Here is a 20441-nt window from a genome sequence, read left to right as displayed (position 1 = left end):
GCTAATTCAAAATTAGGTTGTTTTCCTGATTTTAAAGAAAGATTAATTACAGGGTATTGTCCCATATGAGAAGTATACTCTTCGCCTTCCTTCATTATATTTAGATTTTTAAAAAGATAAGAATTATCCTCTTCTCTTTTTTCAAAAAAATATTGAAGCATACTCATATTTAAAGTTTTTCCAAATCTTCTTGGTCTTGTAAATAAATTCACGTCTGCTTTATTGTCTAATAAATCCTTTATTAATAGTGTCTTATCTATATAGTAATATTCTCTAGTTATTAACTTTTCAAAATTATCTACACCTATTGGTAATGGTTTTAAATTCATAACAAACCTCCATATTTTAACTGATTCATTACAATAATCAATTACATTACCTCTATTATATCCAAAAATATCTTATTGTTAAACCTAAAGTCATTAACCCCCTCTAAACTTAACCTTTTCATAATATTAACACCTCCAAATATAGTGTAAGTTAACTACATAAAAATTACCCCATCAAGTAGATTTTACAGCAGTACTTTTACTGTATTATTTACTCAACGGGGCTCAGTTCAAACATAAATTTAGAACACTGTTTTTATTTGATAAACTTATACAAGAATTCTAATCCTTTTTGTTAGTTTTCTGTTCTAGGAAGGCCTCTTGTAGGTTTATGCATTTTTTCACCTGGTTCCATAGTAGTACCTGATGATTTATTATCATTCTTATTTTTATTTGATTTATTTTTTGACATTTTCCTCACCTCAAATTCAGTTTTTCCTTCTTATAAAGTTTATATTCAACAACCTATCTTAGATTAAATTTTTTATTATGTTCTTATCTAATTTTATAAATTAAAAGATATAACCGCTCTTATTATATTCTTTCTTCATTTTGTAATTAACAATTGTCGGAATCAAGAGCAGTAGTATAATTAATCCTATAAATCCCATATAATTCTCCCCTTTCAATTCAAACCCAATAACTATATTTTACCATAAACAAAGACTAGAAATTTTGCTGACTTCTAGTCTTTGTTTATAAAACAGTATCTACATAATACATTTTTAAGATTTAAATCTTCATTATTAATTTTTAAATCCATATATAAATGAAACATATTTTTGAAGTTATTTATTATAAGTTGCTATAAGAACTCTATGATCTTTAGAGAAGCAATTACAATCTTTAAAGTGATCTCCTGTGAATGTTCCTGGTGTAAATGATCTAATAACATAAATTGTATAATAAATTCTACTATACTTTTTTTATAAATTCTGTATATAACCTCACTGGCATTTCATGTTCTAATTTTATCTTAACTGTTATAGGCTTTTCACCTTCATATTCTACTACATCTCCTTTACCTATATAAATATAAGGTTCTACAGCTCCATCAATTTCTCTATACTTTCTAACAAATATATGTAAATTAACTTTTCTTTGCTTATTAAATATAATATTTTTACCTCTCTCCGAACTTTGAGAAGTGCTGTTTGGAGTTTGCCACTGAAAATATCTTCTATCTATAAATTTATCTTTATAATTTATACTTTCCTTAATACCATCTTCCTTATGTAAATCCACAAAAAGAAAATATTCTTTTCCATTAGTTATAAGCCCACTTCCCCTAAATGAACTATGAATTTTAGTATAATTAGAAAGAAGTGCTGCATCTACCATTTGATATTGTTCATAATTTTTTAAAAATGGCATCCCATAATACTGACTTTCAAATTCTTTTTCATAGCGTATAAGTGCATAATTTATAACATCTTCAATATACATACTATATTTTTTATCATTTACTACCTTTTTAAAATTCCAAGTAGCTTTTAATACTTTACCCTCAAACTCAAAACATTTAATATTATTCTTAATTTGCCCTGAATCATAATAAGCTTGGCTTAAACATTGAAGAGAATGAATAACACTATTATCATCTACATAATCAATATACTTTAAGATTTCACTTTTAGCTTTATCTACACTTATCTCTCCATGCTTTAACATATATTTTAATATGCTAAATTCATATACTCTTTTTATAGGTAATTTACTTGAAAGTTCTTTAAGTATTTTAATAAAAACTTCATCCTCCAATAAGTTTTTGAGTTTATCATCCTTCTCAATTTTAGCTACAAAACCAATATAAGTTTTTTCTTTATTTATAAATCTTAAAGGATCTGGAGCTCCATCATACTTTATATAATCCATAAGAAAATAAGGAGGTTTTAAACCATTCATTTTCTTAAACTCTAAATATTCTTCCTTTAAATACTTCATAGAATTAAAGTTTTCTTCATTTAACTGCTCTAATATTCTTTCCTGTGCTATTCTATCCATTTGAATATTAGTACATCCTGGTATATTACCAAACTGAGTTGCAACAGCTACCTTTAAACTATCCTTATCATAATATTTAGAGCCATTTAAAGCTAACGCTATTAAAAAAGCTTTCTTATGATTTCCTATAAAATCTAAAACAGTTAAAAAAGTTTTTTCCTTATGTTTTCTAAGTCCTCTACCAAGTTGTTGTATAAATATTATAGGCGAATTAGTCGGTCTTAACATTAATACTAAATTAATAGAGGGTATATCTACACCTTCATTAAAAATATCAACTGTAAAAATAACTTCTAATTCATCATCTTCTGATTCTAACTTTTTTATATAATCAGCTCTTTCCTTTGCAGAATTTAATCCCGTTAGACATATACTTTTTATCCCTTTTTTATTAAATTCATTTGCCATATATTCAGCATGATCAACACTTGCACAAAAACCTACACACTTTAGTTTTTCTCCATCATAACCATAAAAGTTCATCTTATCTATAATAAAATCAACTCTTTCATTAACTTTTAATCTTTTGGCTATTTCATCTATATCATTTATCTTTACATTACTTAAATCAACACCATCAATATCTGTTATTCCAAAATAATGAAATGGAGTTATTAATTCAAGTTCTAAAGCTTCTCTAAGTCTCACTTCTAAAGCTACATTATTATCAAAAATATCAAAAATACTTTCACTATCACATCTCTCTGGTGTTGCAGTCATTCCAAGTAAAAATTTAGGTTTAAAATACTCCATAATTTTTTTATAAGATGGACTAGAAGCATGATGAGCCTCATCTATAATAATATATTCAAACTCATCTCTACTAAAATTCTCAAACTCACTGCTCATAGATTGTATAGTAGAAAATAAATAATCAGCTTCTAACTCTTTACTTGTCCCTGTTAAAAGACCTGTAGTTTTATTTTTATTCTTAACTAATCTTTTAAAAGTTCTCTCAGCAGATATTAAAATTTCCTCTCTATGAACTAAAAAAAGTATCTTTTTAGGTTTATAACTTAAAACATCAAAAGCTGACATGTAAGTCTTTCCTGTACCAGTTGCTGCAATAACAAGAGCTTTATCCTCACCTGAACTTCTAATTCTATTTAAATTTTCAATAGCTCTTTTTTGCATATTATTGGGTTTAATAAGCTCATAATCATTAAAATCCAAGCTTTTATTATTTTGTACTTTTCTAATCTCCTTTAAGAAGCTACTATAATTTTTCAAAAATTCATTATCAACAACAGAAGTTACTTCCCATAAACTCAAATATTCCTCTAAAACTTCGCGTGTAAAACTATCATCTTTCTTAGAGATAACACTAACATTCCATTCAATATTACTTTTTAACGCTCTTTGTGTTATATTAGAAGAACCTATAATTATCTTATATTCTTCCTTGTTCTCAAAAATATAAGCCTTAGTATGGAATCCACTCTCCTTAGTGGCTATAAAAACTTTTAAATCAATATTACTAAACCTATTAATTCTCTCAAGAGCCTTAGGTTCAGTAAAATTTAAATATGTAGAAGTTAAAATTTTGCCCTTAATCCCTTTGTCCTCAAGTTCTTTAAAACTATCTAATAAAAGCTGAAGACCGCTAAAATTAATAAAAGCTACACTAAAATAAAATTTTTCACATTCACTTAAAAGTTTTTTAAGTTCATCTAAAAGATTACCTTTCTCAGAATTCACTATAAGCTTATTATTAACTAAAAACTCCTTATTCTCTATATCTATATCTTTATATTTAATATCATTAAAACTGATTTGCTCTTCTCTTACACTATTCAATTCATTAACTGTTGAATTCATATTATCCCCCATAGTTCTTATTCACCATGTTAATTTTACCAAATTATTTAATATTTTTCTATTTTAAAAATAAAATCGTCTATAAACACTTATTTTATAGGCGATTCATTGGTTTCATGGTAGAGTCTTATATATTTACTACCGTCTCCACGTGAGGTGTATTTTGGAATATATTTATTTTTCATTGTCACTTCTGCTATACATTTTCATTTTTTCTAAATCAATAATTGCATCAATTTGTCTTAAGAAATCTATTCCAATTATTCCATCAATATTAAACCCATAATCCATAATTCCTATTTCTACTTTAACATCTCTACTACATAAATCATTAAGCCTAATTTCATCAATAGTTTTCTTATACACAAATTCACTTGCACCTATACCATGTATAGTTTCAATGGAATCATTCACATCTATAGTTATGTCAATTTCTTCTACTTTATCCATTTTAAACAAGGTTCCACCCGAACCCGTATCTATAAGTACATTGTCTAAAATAAGTTTTTTATTATTATGAATTATTTCTACCTTACAAAATGGTAATCCGTATCTAAACTTTAAATCAACCATTTATCCTTACTCCTATCCAAGCTCTTTCCTCTATCTCTAAAGTCTCGTGAGTTGTATTATAAACATAGTATTCCTTTTGTTTATCAGCTTTATGATAATTTGCATAATCCTTTAATGCATCATTACCCTTATCATAACTTTTTAGAACCGCTAAATCAGTTACAATTCTTTTTCCACCTTCTGAATAAGCAGAAATAGCTTGAAATAATATCCACTTATTTTTGTATACTTCTCTTGCCTCACTATACTTCATTTTTAATCACTCCTATTCGCAATCTTATCTTAATTATAGCCTATTCATAAAATCTAAACATCATATTACAAATATTTTCTCATAAATTTCTTTCTGCTAAAAAATGCACCCACCTTACTACAATCCATAGGTGGGTGCATTTTTAAAATTACATTTCCAAATTTCATCTTCAAAACTTGCTTTTCAAGCACTTCATTTTTTCCCAAAATCACGAAAAGCCCCTGAAATCATAGACTTTCTATTGTATCAAATTCTAAGTTCTTATATGCTGGAGGAGAAACATGACCTTTAAAATCCACCACTTATTATTTTAAAATCCATTCATTAAAGTAATTAAGATTTTATCAACTTCATAAACTTCTTCAGTTTCAAAAATTTCCTGTAGTGCTTCTATATTCTCTTCTAAATGCTCAACATCCTTAGAATACATATGACTTATATCCACCATATCTTCTTCCGTAAGTTTTCCATTTTCTATCCATCTTACTACTGCCAATTCCTTAATCATTATCAAACTAATTATAGCTATCTTTATTTTTGCAGATACATCATAATCAAAAATAGCCTTCATAAAATATCTAAATATAAAATACACTAATATATTCTTAAACTTGTACATATTATCTTTGTAATAATAATTAAATTTCTTATGTTTATCTATATAAAATTCTCTATTCTCTTCACTTTGCCAAAAATGTCTTAATACATTATTTAAACCTAATTGATCATTAGGTTTTATATGTTTTAAATCTATATACGTTTTAAAGTATTCATATACATTATTATATTTAGTTTCTTCATTTCCCTTATATCTATATAAATCATTTATTATTTCTTTTATAAAATTGTTTTTACTGTACTCTTCTCTAACATATTTTATTTCATCCATATCCCCTAAATCTATTTTATCTTGAATTTCTTTAACAAATTTAAGCACCACTGCTGCCTTAACTTCTAAATCTATATTAGGCATTTCTATAATATTAATGGCTATATTTCTACAAAGCAAAAAGTCTTCAAGTACATTTTCATCAATATCACTATCTTTATCCCAAACTTCATTATTTTCACTTAATTCAAATTCTGATACTTTACAATTTCTTAATATTATTCTTGCAGCCTCTGGACAAGATAATGATATTCCAATTTCTCTTAACTCCAAAAACTCTTCCATGTATCTTGGGTATTGTCTGCATACATAGCAAAGATTTTTTTCTCCAAGCTCCTTATATATTTCACAAAGATTATTTTCATTCAAAAATGAACAATTATCACCGTTTAATACAAAAACATTTTCCCCATCTTCTTGTACTATCTTACTTCTTAACTTTTCTCCAAACTCACTATCTACCTGTTGATAATAATTATTAGTTTCCTCATCAATTACAATTCCCCATCCCGCACAACATGTATCTTCACACTCTGATGATATACATTTAAAATCCTTAAAATAACTTGGTACTCTTATTCTCATTTCTAGTTTCACACTTCCTATATAAATTATTACTTAATTTTACTATTTATTGATTATAACATTCTTAACTAAAAATTCAAATTTTCACTAATACTTTTTTCTAAAAATTAAGGATAGGCTAAAATAAGCCTACCCTTTAATTTTCTTTTCTTAATCTTTTAATTTTTTCTATATATAATCATGTTTTTATTGCTATTGTTTCATCATCTAAAATATCTAATAAATTCTTTGCTACTTGCAATTTAGTTCTTTCTTCTGCTGATATAATCCTGACCTTGCTTTATATGTTCTAGATACATCTTCCCTCAATAAATCTTGAGTAATTATAATTTATTCAAACTAATTTGTTATATATCTTCATTGTATTTCACCTTTTTCATAAAATATTTGTTTTAATTATTCAAAGCAACTTCTACTTTGTAAAATCTATATATTGATTCCATTTAATTTTATATTTCTATAATATTTTTTTATTTTACAATACATGAATTATATGGCAATATATTACCATATAATTCATGTTATTTGTGCATATTCTTTACTATTATCACCAATTCAGCTACTTCACAGAAATCAAAACTTATTTCTCTCTTACTATTTTTTAACTGTACATAGTTCTATTTTTATTAGAAAGTAAAAACAGAAGCTTTCAATTAAACTCCTGCTTAATATAAATTATTAGTATTTTTTCCACACTTGTTAACTCTTTAAAACCTGTCTAATTAAATCAATTTAGTCATCTGATGAAACTGTATAATCATCTTCTGATACATTTATAACTTCACCTGAAAGTTGTTTTTCTGTATTGGATTTTAACTCTGAACCTATACCACTAGCACTAGCTGAAACAGTTGATGCAACATCTATTGCAGTAAGAATTGCATGTCCTCCAGTAATTCCTGCACCACCCACTGATAATGCTCCTCCACCTATAGTTGCCATTGTTGCATTTGATGCTGCCACCCCATGTAAAGATGATATTGCTGCACCAGTACTTGCTGTTCCTGTTAATGCAGTTACAGTTGTTATTGTACCTCCTATAATTTCTCCTGTAAGAAGACCTACAGCTCCACTACCTACAGCAGCTCCAATTTTCCTAGATTTATCAACATCAAATCCACCTTCATCAGCTATGAATTCACCAACAGCTACACCTGTTTTGGCTCCTACTTCTATTGCTTTATCTACACCATTACCCAAATACTGACTACCTACTTTAGCACATTCATAAGTTCCTTCGCCTATTTTTTTACTATTTTCTCTAAAACTCTCTGCAAGAGTATCATTTCCTTTACACTCTGCAATAATTCCTCCAATTTCTCCAGTAGCCTTAATCCCTAATTCAAGACCTTTTCCAACAACAACTCCTGCTCCTTTTACAATTGTTCCTAATAAACTCATAATCAAGTTCCTCCTAAGCAGAACCAGTATCTACTAATACATTTTTAAGATTTAAATCTTCATTATTAAGCTTTAAATCCAATGAGCAAAGAATTAATCCATGTTCATGCCTTAACTTTATCATCTTAGTAAACCAATCCTTTCAATTTCATATGATAATTCTTTTTGTTTACTATCAGCAATGTTCAAATTTCTTGTTTTATCTTCTTTATGAAGTTTACAGTAATATTTATATGCTGCATCAAGATTATCAAAAACTTCTATTATTGCTAAATCAGTTACTATTAATTTGTTATTTTGTTCAAATTGATTTAAACTATCATATACAATCCATTTGTTTGGATAAGTTTTTCTTGCTTCATCCCATAACATAATATTAACCTCCCTCTATAATGTTTAATTTTATTTAATATACTCACAATTGCTTTTCTTTATTAAAATTATATCATATTACACTAATTTAAAGATTTTATTTATTATAACTATTTCATTTCCATCAGTTATTATCCCATATTTAGCAGTTGGAGTATTAGCCATATAGCTTTTTAGTTGTGATAATGCACCCTTTATACCACTTCCCCAGCTTTTTACCTCTATCAATATATATGGGCCTTTAGTATTATTCCTCTAAATATCAACTGCAATATCTGCAAATTTAATTTGTGATCCTATATTTACTTTTTGCTCTACAGTAAATAAGTTTGTGGGATATCCATAAGTATCTCTTAATTCTCTAAGTACCCATTGTCTTATTTTTTCTTCTCTAGAATATATATCTGAAATTTCTTCTTTAAACAAATAATTTTCTAAACTTATTGAAGAAATTCTCTTCATATCACAATTGCTTTTTACTCTTAAATACTTATAATCTATATCTTTGATAAATTTAGATGGTGTACCATCTGATGTTATAAATAATTTTTCTGTAGCTCTAGTCATTCCAACATAAAGTAATTTTCTTTCTCTAGATTCTACCATGTCCATGTCTTCTTCTTCATTTCTAACTGGACATAAAGGCATTACTTTAGAATTTAACCCAGCAATTATAACAACCTTAAATTCAAGTCCTTTAATAGAATGCATAGTTACAAGCTTTACACTTTCATTTGAAAAATCAAATTCATTATTTTTATGGTGAATGGGAAGCTTGACCTTTGAAATCCACTACTTTTTTAAATATATATTATTCAAAATAATAATATATATTGGATTTTCATTAGTTATAAGTGCAAAAAAATAGACTACTATACTTAATTTATTAGAATACTAAGACAAATTTTGTTTATTATATGAAATGATTGAACTTAGTCGAAAAAAATGTTATGCTGTCAATGTTAAACTTAGTAAATTGTCTTTACTACATAAAAATCAAGTATAAAATTTCAATTGCTAAGAATATATTAAAGTGCTTATTTTTATAAGCTCTTTTTTAAGTTATAAAGAGAGGTAATAATATGATAAAAGTTGATAATTTGTCCTACTCATTTCCGCAAAAAGATTTATATAATAAGATTTCATTTACCTTAGAAGATGGTGAGCATTGTGCTTTTATAGGAACAAGTGGTAGTGGAAAAAGTACACTTATAGATATAATTATGGATTCAGAAAACTACATGTTCGATGGCAGCCTAAAGATAGATCCAAATTGTAAGATTGGATATGTAAGTCAATTCCCTCAACTAGACAAAACAAAAGAAACTACAGTTTTCGAATATCTATGTGAAGATTTTATTAAGCTACAAAGTGAAATAACTTCTATTTGTGCTGAAATGGAAACATCTTCTGAGATTGAACCTTTACTAGAAAAGTACCAAGAAGCTTTAGATTTACTTGATGCAACTTTTGGAGATGATTTCGAAAGTGACCTTAATAAAAAATTAAATCTTGCAAATCTAAGCAACCTTAAAGATCTAATGGTATCTGAACTTAGTGGTGGGCAATTCAAGCTTATTCAAGTGATTAAGGAAATGCTTAATAGTCCAGACTTAATGATTATGGATGAACCAGATGTGTTTTTAGACTTTGAAAACCTTAATTCTCTCAAAAATCTAATTAATTCTCACAAGGGAATAATGTTAGTTATTACGCACAACAGATATCTATTGAATCATTGCTTTAATAAAATTATTCACCTTGAAAACATGGAGCTTCAAGAGTTTGATGGAAGATATATTGATTATAACTTCACATTACTTCAAACTAAAATTGAGTTGCAGGAACTAGCTATTGCTGATGATGAAGAAATTAAGAGAAACGAACAAATAATCAATAAACTAAGAGATAGAGCAGAAATTACAGGTGAAACTTCTGCTGGAAGATATCTAAAAGCTAGAATGAAATTTCAAGAAAGATTAGAAGCACGTAGAATTAAAACACCATTTGTAGAAATTAAACAACCTTATATCCGTTTAACTACTAATAATCAAATTGAAGAAAAAATAGCTTTAAAAATTAATGATTACAGTGTTAGCTTTGATGAGATGCTTTTAGAAAATGTTAACTTTGAGATTAAATCCAATGATAAAGTAGCTATTATCGGATTAAACGGCACTGGGAAAACTACTTTACTAAGAGATATCTTTAAAAATAATCATCCTGCTATTGAAATAAATTCTGACATTGAAGTAGCTTATTTATCACAGCTTCAAGGGGAAGTACTAAATGAGTCTAATACAATACTTGAAGAATTCCTAGATGCAGGATTTAAAACTTATGAAGATGTTGAATCATATATTTCAAACTATGATTTTGATGAAGAAATCATTAACCAAAAGATAGAATCTTTATCTGGTGGAGAAAAGAATATACTTCAATTAGCCAAAGTTTCTGCTAGTAAATCAAACATGTTGCTTCTAGATGAACCAACAAGCCATTTAGACACCTATTCACAAATAGCACTTGAAAAAGCCATAGAAAATTATAACGGTGCGATTCTAATGATATCTCATGATTACTATTTTATAATAAACTGTGTAGATTATGTTTTACTCATTGAAGATAAGACAATTAGAAAAATGAATATGCGAAAATTTAGAAAGATGATTTATTCAAAGTATTTTGATAAAGACTATTTAGAAATTGAACAAAAGAAAAAATCAGTAGAAATGAAAATAGCCTTAGCTTTACGAAATACTGATTTTGAACGTGCAAAAACTTTATCTGAAGAGTTAGAATCGCTGATTAAGTTACTCTAACTTTAGTGAGTAGCACAAAGTGGTAATATCATCAAGCTAAGAATGCGTTAAATTCATAAAAAAACTTAATATTTTTAAAAATCACCCTAATAATGCTGACCTACAGACAGTTATTTGTAATAAATTTTAATAAAACCATAATACTTGATTAAATTGATTATTATGGTTTTCGATTTATTCTTATAATAAAATTTTATTGCTAGCCATTACAACCACCTCCCTTGTGATATCTGTAATTCTAGCAAATATTAATTAGCATATATCGGCGGTAATTCTTTGACACTCACGATAATTTTCTTTTTTGCTCCTTCTATAAGGCACATTCTCATATAAGTTAAATTAATATTAAAACTACCTCATGATAAATCTTATATAAGGTAGTTTTAATTTATGATTTTATAATTATTTCAAAAATCCCAGTTCATAAACTAAAGAGATCATTTTATCTTCTAAACTCTTTACCATATCTTCAAATAATTCTAATTCTTCGTTCATATACTGTGTTAACATAAATTTTATTTGATACCATCCTGCATCACAAGTATTTATATTATATTTGGGATGAAGTTTATTAAATTCATCTCTGTATTTAAAACTTCCTCTTATTAATTTTTTTGCTGTTTCTAATATTAACTTTCCTTCTTCTGAAAGCTCAAGTGCTTGAAACTGTGTATATATAAATCTTTCTTTACTATATCTTTTGCAATCATAATATATTGTTTCATTATTATTTATATTAGCTAAATTTTGAATTTCTTTTATACTCATAAAAAACATTTGATTTATAATATCACACTCTTTATTATATATTTTTATATTTCTAAAGGAACTAACTTGAGCTGCATTTGAGAAAATAGAATATATTATACTGTCATTTTCATATTCTTTATATTTGGAATTATTAATATTAGGAATCATATAATTATCTTTTTGATTAAGCCAATTAGATTTTATTAATTTTCTTGCAGCAAACAAAGAACAACATTGTTTATAATTTTCTCTTGTTATTGTTGTAGTTTTTACATGCCTTGTAACAGGTGCAGATAATATATACACTCCCTGAGTATTAGCATATACATTATTAGAATCATTCATTAAAAATCCTATTGCTTCTTTATCTACCATTCTTGTTTTTGTATCAAAAGTTATAGCTGATTTTAATGTTATAGTTTCAGCTTTATTGTTAGATTTCTTATTTTTAATCCAAGATGATAATCTTTCTTTGTAATTCAAATTATATATTAATTTTTCTCTAGTACTTTCAATTTTACCATTATCACTCATTTCCTTAACTAAAAAATTAAAGTTATTCTTTTCTTTACATTCTCCAGTAGTCCATATTGAAAATCCAACTCCCCACTCAGAAGAAACATTAGAAAAATAACTTGCATTAAATACAATGCCTTTCTCAAACTTAAAGTTTTTCAGAAAAATCTCTCTAAATTTTTCACTTCTTTCTCCAGTTAGAAATAATGTTGGTGTGAAAATTCCTATATTTAAATTATCTAAATTAAATACTTGTTTTAATTTTAGTATTCTATAAAGAAATTGAATATATAGCTGTTGTGATGAATCTTTAAGACCTTCCTTTTCCATCATTGATTTTACTTTTGTATTTGATATACCATCTTTACTTTTTTTGCCTGATTGCTTTCCATTACTTCCTTCCCCAAATGGTGGATTTAAAATCAGAAGTATCTTTTTATTTTTAAGTAATGCATCATATAATGCTTGTGGCATTAAAGAGTTATTTATTTTATTTGTAGTTAATAATTCTATATTGTCATTTAAAAAGTCATATACAAATTTTTGAGAATTTCTATTATAATTATCTCCTAATTCAAGATCAATTTTATCTAAAGTTGAACAATATAAATCTTTAAAATAGTAATCTCTTGTTAAGTTACCAGTGCCCCATGCACAATCCCACACTACATATTTTTCTTTCCAATTCTGACCAAATACATAATTTAATTGTTTATGAGCTTCATTTACCCATATAGTAGGCGTGAAAAATTCTCCATTAAATCTTCTTTTAGTATCTTCAGTTAATCTATCTTTTATAGCTATAAAACTATTCTTTTCTTCTATAGAATATTTAACAGAGTATTCCTCTTCAAATTGCTTATAACTATAAGAATCTATTTCTATACGCTTGTCTTTTTTAGCAATATATTTGCTATCCTTCTTTTGAGATATTTCTACGTCTCCAAGTATTGTATCAATAAAACATTGAACTAAATCAGATGCCGAATGATTAGAGGGATCTTTTATTATACGTTCTATAAAATAATCATAAGTTTCTGAGATATTAGATTCTGTAACCTTAAACTTTGTTTTTATTTCAAGTATTAATCTTTTGATATCTCTAACTACATGTTCAAATTTTAAACTCTTATTGATATTAAAAATAATAGGATTAATATACTTATTATTACTTATTTCAATAGTTAAATCTTTATACTTTGTTGGTGCATCTGAAGGTGCTATACTCCAATCTAAATTTCTTTCTAAATAACATTCAACATCACTAGAACTTATAACAAAACACGTAGTCTTATCACCAGCTAAAATTACATTAGGCATGTCCATATATTCTCTATTTTTTCTTAAAGTAAATTGCTTTAAATAAAAGATTACCTGAACTAAAACTTTAGCTCTATTAATAGGAATATTAAAATCTAGTCCATACTTAAACTCCATTATAAGCCTTAAAACTTTTCTTATATCATCATACATTAAGTTTTCTTCTAGGTAACCATCACATTGAAATGGGTATGTTATAATTGAGTTTTTAAAATGAGCTTTTATATTATTTTTGTAAACTAATTCAACATCTCTTTCTTCAGTAGAATCTTTGATTTGATTATAGAATAATTTTTTCATATTTCCTCATAAAATATTGATTCTATGTTATTTTATTGAAGAAATCGTTTGTATATGTATTTATATTGATTTTAGTAAAATAAAAATGGAATGTTCTTAAATTTTTTTAATACATTCCACTTATAATTTTCTATATCTTTTTTGTGTTGAGCTTCTATTTTCACATTTTATTTATACTACACCAAACTCTACTTTTATTTAATGCAAAAACAATTAGTAAATTAACGTTCATATTACTTTGTATCATCAAAATAGAAATTTATATTGTTTTATATTTCACTGGTTTATTCATTTTTTTTACTACTCCATCCTCAACCGCTCTATTAAGCCAATCACTAGCCTGTTTTTTATTAACATGAAACTTTTCTCTGAATTCATCCAATGACAACCCTATTTTTAATGCTTCTTTTATTTTATCTACGATTAACACATATACATCATAATTATTTTTATCTATATTACAAATGTTTTTCCTATCAATATCAATTGTTTCATTTTCTTTTTTTATTTTACTATCATTGTCAGCAATGTTTTTAGAAACAGCTCTTTCATTATTAACTAATGATAATAAATTATATTCATAATATGGTTTTTCCACATTCTTATCTTCTATTTTATATTCTTTAAATGGTAATTCAAAATTAGAAGCTTCTAATTTAATTCCACCTAATTTTATCAGTTCATTATTACCTTTAGGAATATTTTCTTCATATCTAACAACTATTGGAACCCAATTATTCTTTAAGTTTTCTGTTGCTCCTGCCCATGTTCCACCTTTATTGTAATCTGAAGAAACAACTACTGTTATATCAGACAAACAATATATATACTTATTTCTATCCATAGCAGAGTATACAGTAAAACCACTCTTAGGATTGATAGCACTCATTAAAAGCAGATTATTACTCATTACTGCTTCCCTTATTTCTCTTTTCTTAATTTTTGTAATCATGCTATCAGCAATAAAAGCGGCTACTTTTCCACCAGTTAAAAGCACTTCTTCTTGCGATATGCTGTCAGCACCTCTTGCTCCACCTGAAACTAATGAATAACCTTCCTTAACTATTTTATGTGCTATTTTTTTAGTAAACTCTAAGCCATAAGTATCAATATTTCTAGATCCAACAACTCCAATTAATTTATTATCCAATATAGAAATATCACCACAATAATATATTACTGGAGGGCATTTATCCTTAAGCTTTTCTTTTAATACTTTAGGAAATTCCTTATCTGCCCTTGTTATTATATTTATTCCAAAATTTTTTAAATTATTTATTTCAAAACTTAATTGTCCTGCTTTAGATAATAAGGCTATTATTCTATCACATTCATCATCATTTATAAATAATTGTTCTTTTAAATCTTCTTTAGATAAATTAAATAAATTAGCTGGTCTTTTTATGCTTGAATTCAAAAGTATCTTAGCGAATTTGCTCCATTCAATAGCTGTAAAAGGTTTGATCTTATCAATTTTATAATTTAATGCTAAATTACTGCATAAAAGCATAATAGCTAAACTATCTTTATTTAAATTACCGCTATTCATTATTATTCATCTCCTCCGTTTTTAGCAGTTGACGCTAACGCATATGGATATACTTTAATTGCACCTTTTTTCTTTAGCATAGCACCACATACAGTCAATGTCCATCCTGAATCAACCATATCATCTATGAGTAATACATTTTCATAATGTATATCATCAGTTACTAAGAAAGCATTATATGCATTCTTTGCCTGCATATTTGAATTTTCCATAGTTTTTTGTTGTTCTGTCTCTTTAGGTTTTATTATAACATCAATAAAGTCTACTTTTAATTTTTCAGCAACTCTTTTAGCAAAAGATTTTACAAGCTCTGATCTTTTAAGTGATGGAACTGCTGCAACGCAATCAATTTTATCTAATTCATCCCACTTATTATTTATTAATTCTATTGTAGCATCAACAAGTTCATCTCTAAAGTATTTATTTTTATACTTATCTTCTTCAATCATAATTCCATATCCTGAATCACCATAATCAGCTAAAACTCTTCCAATTTCATTTTGTTCTTCTAAAGGTATTTTTTTAGCTTTTTCATCTATCACACCTGCTGGCCATTGTTTATTAACTTTCATTTTTATAATTCTATTTTTAATGAAACTTTCAGCTTTTAATACATCTTCAATTCTAACTTTACATGAAAAGAACTCTTTTCCTGTGCAGTTGCTACATCTTCCGCATTTATCATCTGTATCATCATCTAATTCATTGGCTAAGAACTTCATATAACATGTTTTAGTATCTACATATTGATCCATTAATTGAAGCTCTCTATATCTAGTTTTTAGAACTTCTTCCACTTTAAAATTATCATAATTATATGGATTTAGCGTTCTAATATACTTTGTTCCATATTTAGCTATTATTTTATTTAAATCTAGAAGCGAAATACATTTCTTTATTCCACTTTGTGTCATATTAACATATTTCTTAAGATCATATACACTTAAACCCATTTCGCTGTTTTCGATTAAATTTAATACAGTTTCTAATTGTTCCCTCTTAGGAAATGCATTTTCAATAAAATATTCTGAAATATCACGATCTTCATTACCTACCAGTAAAATTGCATATGCATTATCTAGCTTTCTTCCAGCTCTTCCGATTTCCTGATAATATCTTATTATATTGCCAGGCATTTGAAAATGCATAACAAATGATAAATCACCTTTATCAAAGCCCATTCCAAGTGCTACTGTTGATACGAGTATCTTAACTTCATTATTTATTAAAAGCTTTTCTCTTTCTTCCCTTAACTTTTTATTTTCATGATTATCTTTTGACAGATTAGAATGATATGGTAATGCATTGATACCATTACTTTTTAAAAATTCACTAATTTTGTTGCAATCCCTAGTTGTTGAACAATAAATTATACCCGAACCATCAATTTTATTTAAATTTTCAATAAGCCATGCCATTCTTTCACTTTGTTTAGGCAATTTTATAACTTGTATTTTTAATGATTCTCTCATTAATGGTCCTCTTATTGTCAATAAGTTATCACCAAGCTGAGCTTTTATATCTTTTTCAACTCTTTTATTTGCAGTTGCTGTAGTTGCTATTATTGGAACACTTGGAGGCAATACTCTTATAACATCAACTATTCTACTATAATTAGGTCTGAAATCATGCCCCCAATCAGAAATACAATGTGCTTCATCAACAACAATCATGTTTATCCCATCTTTTATCATAGGAATTACTCTATCAATAAAATCTTTATTAGCAAGCCTTTCAGGTGATATAAGTATTATCTCACAAGTTCCTTTAATTATCGAATCTTCTATTGATTCCCATTCATCTTCATTCTCACTATTTATAGTTAATGCACGTATTCCTATTTTTTCTGCAGATTCAATCTGATTTCTCATCAATGATAAAAGAGGACTCACTAAAATAGTAACTCCACCTCTTTTTTCCTTAATCAATTTTGATGCAAGAAAATATACTATACTTTTTCCCCATCCTGTTTTTTGAATTACTAATGTTCTTTTATTATTTAATGCATTTTCTATAGCTTCCCACTGACCATCATGAAATTTTGCATTAGGACCTATCATTTCTTCAAGTAATTTTTCACCATATTTTTTCATTTCCATCTGCCATACCCCTTTATATATTTATAATTGATTGCTTATTACATATTTAATCATCATTTATATATCTTTACTTAATATTTCCTTCAACAACTCCAAAGCACTTTCCTCATCTTCACAATTAGTTCCAAGTTCCCCTCTAAAAGCTTTTGCTAAAATTGATTTCTTTATTAATTCAATTTGTTCTTCTAATTGAGTAAGTTCATCTATTTTAGATTCTTCTTCTAAAAACTTATCTAAAATTCTCACTATTTCCTTTTGTTCTTCAACAGATGGAATTTCAATTTCAAATTCACCAATGACCTTACCACTTAGATTTTCTTGATTTCCACCCTTAGCTAATTGTCTAAAATTCCAATAATTTTTCATAAAGTAATAATATAAATATCTTGCTCGTATTTTTTCAGTAGGAATTAATGCACAAACAGCTTGATTAGTGCAAGCTTCCCCTAATAAAATAGCCGCTCTTCCTCTAGTTAATCCCTGACCATACATAGCAACAAGAACTGATCCACTTGGTATTAATTTTGCCGAACTATTATCTATTGCCTCTTGGGTTATATGCTCTTCTGAATCATAAATATGACTCCAAATTATTTCACCAGTTTTTATCCAAGGAATTTCTCCTTCAAAATATTCTGGTCTTTTTCTTGAAGGAGTTCCTCCTGAAGTAATCTTTGCTACATTTTTGAGCTTATTTAAACTCCAATTATATGCCATATTATTTTTCATTCTATAATCATTAGTTAACTCTCCCCTAAAAGCCTTCTCCAAAATAGCAGCCTTCCTCTTCTCAAATCCGTCTCTAGCCTCTTCAATTAATTCCTTAGCCTTATCTAACTTTTCAAAAAGATTTTCTATTCTATTAACAATTCTATGTTGTTCCTTTAATGTTGGTAACGGTATGGTGTATTCCTTAATTATTGCTTGAGAGATATTCGGTTGTGCTCCACCTTTTCCTAAATCAATAAAATTCTCTTTTTGTGACAATAGGTAATAAAATAAAAATTTATTGTTAACTACTTCATAACATTCGGCAGCTGCACAAGCTTGATTCGTAGTAGCATCAACTCCAAGTATTGCTACTTTTCCAATTGTTGCCCCATACATAGCTATTAAAACTGAACCTTTTTTAAATATTTTTGCACTTGATTTATTTATTGCTTCATGAGTAATTTTTTCTTCTGAATCATAAATATATCCATTATTCAATTCACCAGTTTTTATCCAAGGAATTTCACCATCATAATATTCTGAGTGCTTTCTAGATGGAGTTCCGCCAGAACCCCATTTTGCTACTGCACCTAACTTTACATTAATCCAATTCCCCGGCACTTCATAAGGCACATCCGTAACAACAGCCTCTTCTATCTTTTCTTCCAACGTCATTTTCTTCTTAGCCATTACTTATCCTCACTTTCAAGAGCTTTTAATTCTTTAATAACACTCATAAGTAAGTCAGTTGCTTCTTCAAGCTTTGCTACTGCTTCTTCTGCACTTTCTATTGGATCTGGTAAGTCTTCGTAATCTAAGACTGAATCATCTTTTATAAGTCCTAAATCTAAGTTATCATTCTTTTCTTTGATTTGTTCCCTAGTTAATTTATTCCATCTTTCATCTTGTACTGATTCTCTATTTTCAGCAGTATAAGCTTTTATGAAATCATCAAAATTTGATTCTTTTAATGGATTTGTTTTACCGAAGTTTGGCATATTAGTTCTTAAATCGTAGAACCATACTTCTTTTGTATTTTCCTTATCTGAAGTTCCTCTTGTAAAGAATAATACATTAGTCTTAACTCCTTGAGCATAGAAGATTCCTGTTGGAAGTCTTAATATTGTATGTAGATTACATTTATCCATTAAGTCTTCTCTTATTTTTGTTCCGTCACCTTCTTGGAATAAAACATTATCAGGTAATACTACTGCTGCTCTTGCTTTTCCATCTGCTTTTAAGCTTCTATATATATGTTGTAAGAAATTTAATTGCTTATTTGATGTCATGAAAGTTAAGTCATCACGATTAGCTCTTTCTCCCCCTTTTTTAGTTCCAAAAGGTGGGTTTGAAAGAACTACATCTAAATCTTTCATTTGTTTTCCTAAATTAGTTAATGTATCTCCAAGGATTATGTTTCCTTCTATATCATGAAGCATAGCATTCATAAGAGCTAATCTATGAGTTTCATGAACTAACTCACATCCTGAAAAAGCTTTAGTTCTTTGGAATTCTGCTAAGTCTGTATCTAAATCAAAATAATTATCTGTTTTTTCTTTTAAATAGTGATCTGCTGCAATCATAAATCCAAATGTTCCTGCTGCTGGGTCATTACATTTTTCACCTGGTTTTGGATCTATTAATTTAACCATTACATCAATTAATACTCTTGGTGTAAAGTATTGTCCTGCTCCTGATTTCTTTTCTGATGCATTCTTTTCTAATAATCCTTCATAAAGATTACCAAGACCTTCTTCTTTAGCTGAGTACCAATCTAATCCATCTATAGTTGTAATTATTTTTTCTAAGTTCTTTGGTTCATCAATATTAGTAGCTGAACCTTGATATATTTGTTGTACTGTACCTGTAGTTTCTTCTCCTAAATGATTTAATAACTCTTTATAGAAAGTTTTAAGTTCTATTCCACTTTTAGATTTTAAATCATTCCATTTATATCCTTGTGGCAATTTTTCTTCTGCTCCTGTTTCCTTTGCCATCTTTAAGAAAAGGATATAAGTTAATTCTGTTACATATTGATGATAAGTTATTCCATCATCTCTTAATACATTACAAAGGTTCCAAAGTTTACTTACTATTTCTTGTGTATTCATTTAAGTTCTCCATTCTAATTGCTTTTTTGTAATTTTAAA

Annotated in this window: 14 protein-coding genes and 1 pseudogene; 1 reads left to right on the top strand and 14 read right to left on the bottom strand. The window is 27.3% G+C overall.

Annotated features, from left to right (window positions below):
* The 9 genes and pseudogenes from KYD98_RS13055 to KYD98_RS13010 all read right to left on the bottom strand — a co-directional run.
* Window positions 1-329 (bottom strand): AAA family ATPase (locus KYD98_RS13055; protein WP_219780486.1); only part of this gene is annotated, 329 nt, incomplete at its 3' end.
* Between the two features lie 915 nt (window positions 330-1244).
* The gene (locus tag KYD98_RS13050; protein ID WP_219780485.1) at window positions 1245-4151 is read right to left on the bottom strand and encodes a DEAD/DEAH box helicase; all 2907 of its coding nucleotides are present in this window, start codon (window positions 4149-4151) and stop codon (window positions 1245-1247) included.
* A gap of 174 nt (window positions 4152-4325) precedes the next feature.
* Complete coding sequence (locus KYD98_RS13045; RefSeq protein WP_219780484.1) at window positions 4326-4724, bottom strand: aspartyl protease family protein; 399 nt, start codon at window positions 4722-4724, stop codon at window positions 4326-4328.
* Complete coding sequence (locus KYD98_RS13040) at window positions 4717-4977, bottom strand: hypothetical protein (protein ID WP_003413245.1); 261 nt, start codon at window positions 4975-4977, stop codon at window positions 4717-4719. Before KYD98_RS13040 ends, KYD98_RS13045 begins: the two co-directional genes overlap by 8 nt.
* Before the next feature lie 65 nt (window positions 4978-5042).
* Complete coding sequence (locus KYD98_RS13035) at window positions 5043-5189, bottom strand: hypothetical protein (RefSeq protein ID WP_219780483.1); 147 nt, start codon at window positions 5187-5189, stop codon at window positions 5043-5045.
* A 98-nt stretch (window positions 5190-5287) separates the two neighbouring features.
* Window positions 5288-6451, bottom strand: coding sequence for a flagellin lysine-N-methylase (gene fliB / locus KYD98_RS13030; protein ID WP_219780493.1), 1164 nt, complete (start codon window positions 6449-6451; stop codon window positions 5288-5290).
* A gap of 732 nt (window positions 6452-7183) precedes the next feature.
* Window positions 7184-7852, bottom strand: coding sequence for a hypothetical protein (locus tag KYD98_RS13025; protein ID WP_219780482.1), 669 nt, complete (start codon window positions 7850-7852; stop codon window positions 7184-7186).
* A gap of 120 nt (window positions 7853-7972) precedes the next feature.
* Entirely contained in the window at window positions 7973-8224 is a 252-nt protein-coding gene (locus KYD98_RS13020) for a hypothetical protein (RefSeq protein ID WP_219780481.1), read from the bottom strand.
* A gap of 78 nt (window positions 8225-8302) precedes the next feature.
* Window positions 8303-8992 (bottom strand): annotated as a pseudogene (locus KYD98_RS13010) (type I restriction enzyme HsdR N-terminal domain-containing protein).
* A 314-nt stretch (window positions 8993-9306) separates the two neighbouring features.
* Here KYD98_RS13010 and KYD98_RS13005 point away from each other — a divergent pair.
* Window positions 9307-11046: an ABC-F family ATP-binding cassette domain-containing protein gene (locus tag KYD98_RS13005; RefSeq protein WP_219780478.1), complete on the top strand. Its 1740-nt coding sequence runs from the start codon at window positions 9307-9309 to the stop codon at window positions 11044-11046.
* 402 nt (window positions 11047-11448) lie between these two features.
* Here the strand turns inward: KYD98_RS13005 and KYD98_RS13000 are convergent, their stop codons facing one another.
* The 5 genes from KYD98_RS13000 to KYD98_RS12980 form a co-directional block, all read right to left on the bottom strand.
* Window positions 11449-13932: a hypothetical protein gene (locus KYD98_RS13000; RefSeq protein WP_219780477.1), complete on the bottom strand. Its 2484-nt coding sequence runs from the start codon at window positions 13930-13932 to the stop codon at window positions 11449-11451.
* Window positions 13933-14191: 259 nt separating this feature from the next.
* A complete protein-coding gene (locus KYD98_RS12995) occupies window positions 14192-15481 on the bottom strand; it encodes a DNA-processing protein DprA (protein WP_219780476.1) in 1290 nt (429 codons plus the stop codon).
* A 2-nt stretch (window positions 15482-15483) separates the two neighbouring features.
* Complete coding sequence (locus KYD98_RS12990; RefSeq protein WP_258049808.1) at window positions 15484-17580, bottom strand: RecQ family ATP-dependent DNA helicase; 2097 nt, start codon at window positions 17578-17580, stop codon at window positions 15484-15486.
* 57 nt (window positions 17581-17637) lie between these two features.
* The gene (locus KYD98_RS12985) at window positions 17638-18981 is read right to left on the bottom strand and encodes a restriction endonuclease subunit S (RefSeq protein ID WP_219780475.1); all 1344 of its coding nucleotides are present in this window, start codon (window positions 18979-18981) and stop codon (window positions 17638-17640) included.
* The gene (locus KYD98_RS12980) at window positions 18981-20402 is read right to left on the bottom strand and encodes a class I SAM-dependent DNA methyltransferase (protein ID WP_219780474.1); all 1422 of its coding nucleotides are present in this window, start codon (window positions 20400-20402) and stop codon (window positions 18981-18983) included. Before KYD98_RS12980 ends, KYD98_RS12985 begins: the two co-directional genes overlap by 1 nt.
* Between the last annotated feature and the right edge of the window lie 39 nt (window positions 20403-20441).

The organism is Clostridium weizhouense (genome assembly GCF_019431045.1).
GTDB lineage: Bacteria > Bacillota > Clostridia > Clostridiales > Clostridiaceae > Clostridium > Clostridium weizhouense.
The sequence above is the reverse complement of the archived record's forward strand: the minus strand, read 5'-3'. Positions and strand labels throughout refer to the sequence as shown.

What these genes read in the sequence shown, in the direction of transcription:
- KYD98_RS12985 (WP_219780475.1), bottom strand. Translation starts at nt 18,981, where the DNA reads ATGGCTAAGAAGAAAATGACGTTGGAAGAAAAGATAGAAGAGGCTGTT.
- fliB (WP_219780493.1), bottom strand. Translation starts at nt 6,451, where the DNA reads ATGAGAATAAGAGTACCAAGTTATTTTAAGGATTTTAAATGTATATCA.
- KYD98_RS12980 (WP_219780474.1), bottom strand. Translation starts at nt 20,402, where the DNA reads ATGAATACACAAGAAATAGTAAGTAAACTTTGGAACCTTTGTAATGTA.
- KYD98_RS13045 (WP_219780484.1), bottom strand. Translation starts at nt 4,724, where the DNA reads ATGGTTGATTTAAAGTTTAGATACGGATTACCATTTTGTAAGGTAGAA.
- KYD98_RS13000 (WP_219780477.1), bottom strand. Translation starts at nt 13,932, where the DNA reads ATGAAAAAATTATTCTATAATCAAATCAAAGATTCTACTGAAGAAAGA.
- KYD98_RS13005 (WP_219780478.1), top strand. Translation starts at nt 9,307, where the DNA reads ATGATAAAAGTTGATAATTTGTCCTACTCATTTCCGCAAAAAGATTTA.
- KYD98_RS12990 (WP_258049808.1), bottom strand. Translation starts at nt 17,580, where the DNA reads ATGGAAATGAAAAAATATGGTGAAAAATTACTTGAAGAAATGATAGGT.
- KYD98_RS13040 (WP_003413245.1), bottom strand. Translation starts at nt 4,977, where the DNA reads ATGAAGTATAGTGAGGCAAGAGAAGTATACAAAAATAAGTGGATATTA.
- KYD98_RS13025 (WP_219780482.1), bottom strand. Translation starts at nt 7,852, where the DNA reads ATGAGTTTATTAGGAACAATTGTAAAAGGAGCAGGAGTTGTTGTTGGA.
- KYD98_RS13050 (WP_219780485.1), bottom strand. Translation starts at nt 4,151, where the DNA reads ATGAATTCAACAGTTAATGAATTGAATAGTGTAAGAGAAGAGCAAATC.
- KYD98_RS13020 (WP_219780481.1), bottom strand. Translation starts at nt 8,224, where the DNA reads ATGTTATGGGATGAAGCAAGAAAAACTTATCCAAACAAATGGATTGTA.
- KYD98_RS12995 (WP_219780476.1), bottom strand. Translation starts at nt 15,481, where the DNA reads ATGAATAGCGGTAATTTAAATAAAGATAGTTTAGCTATTATGCTTTTA.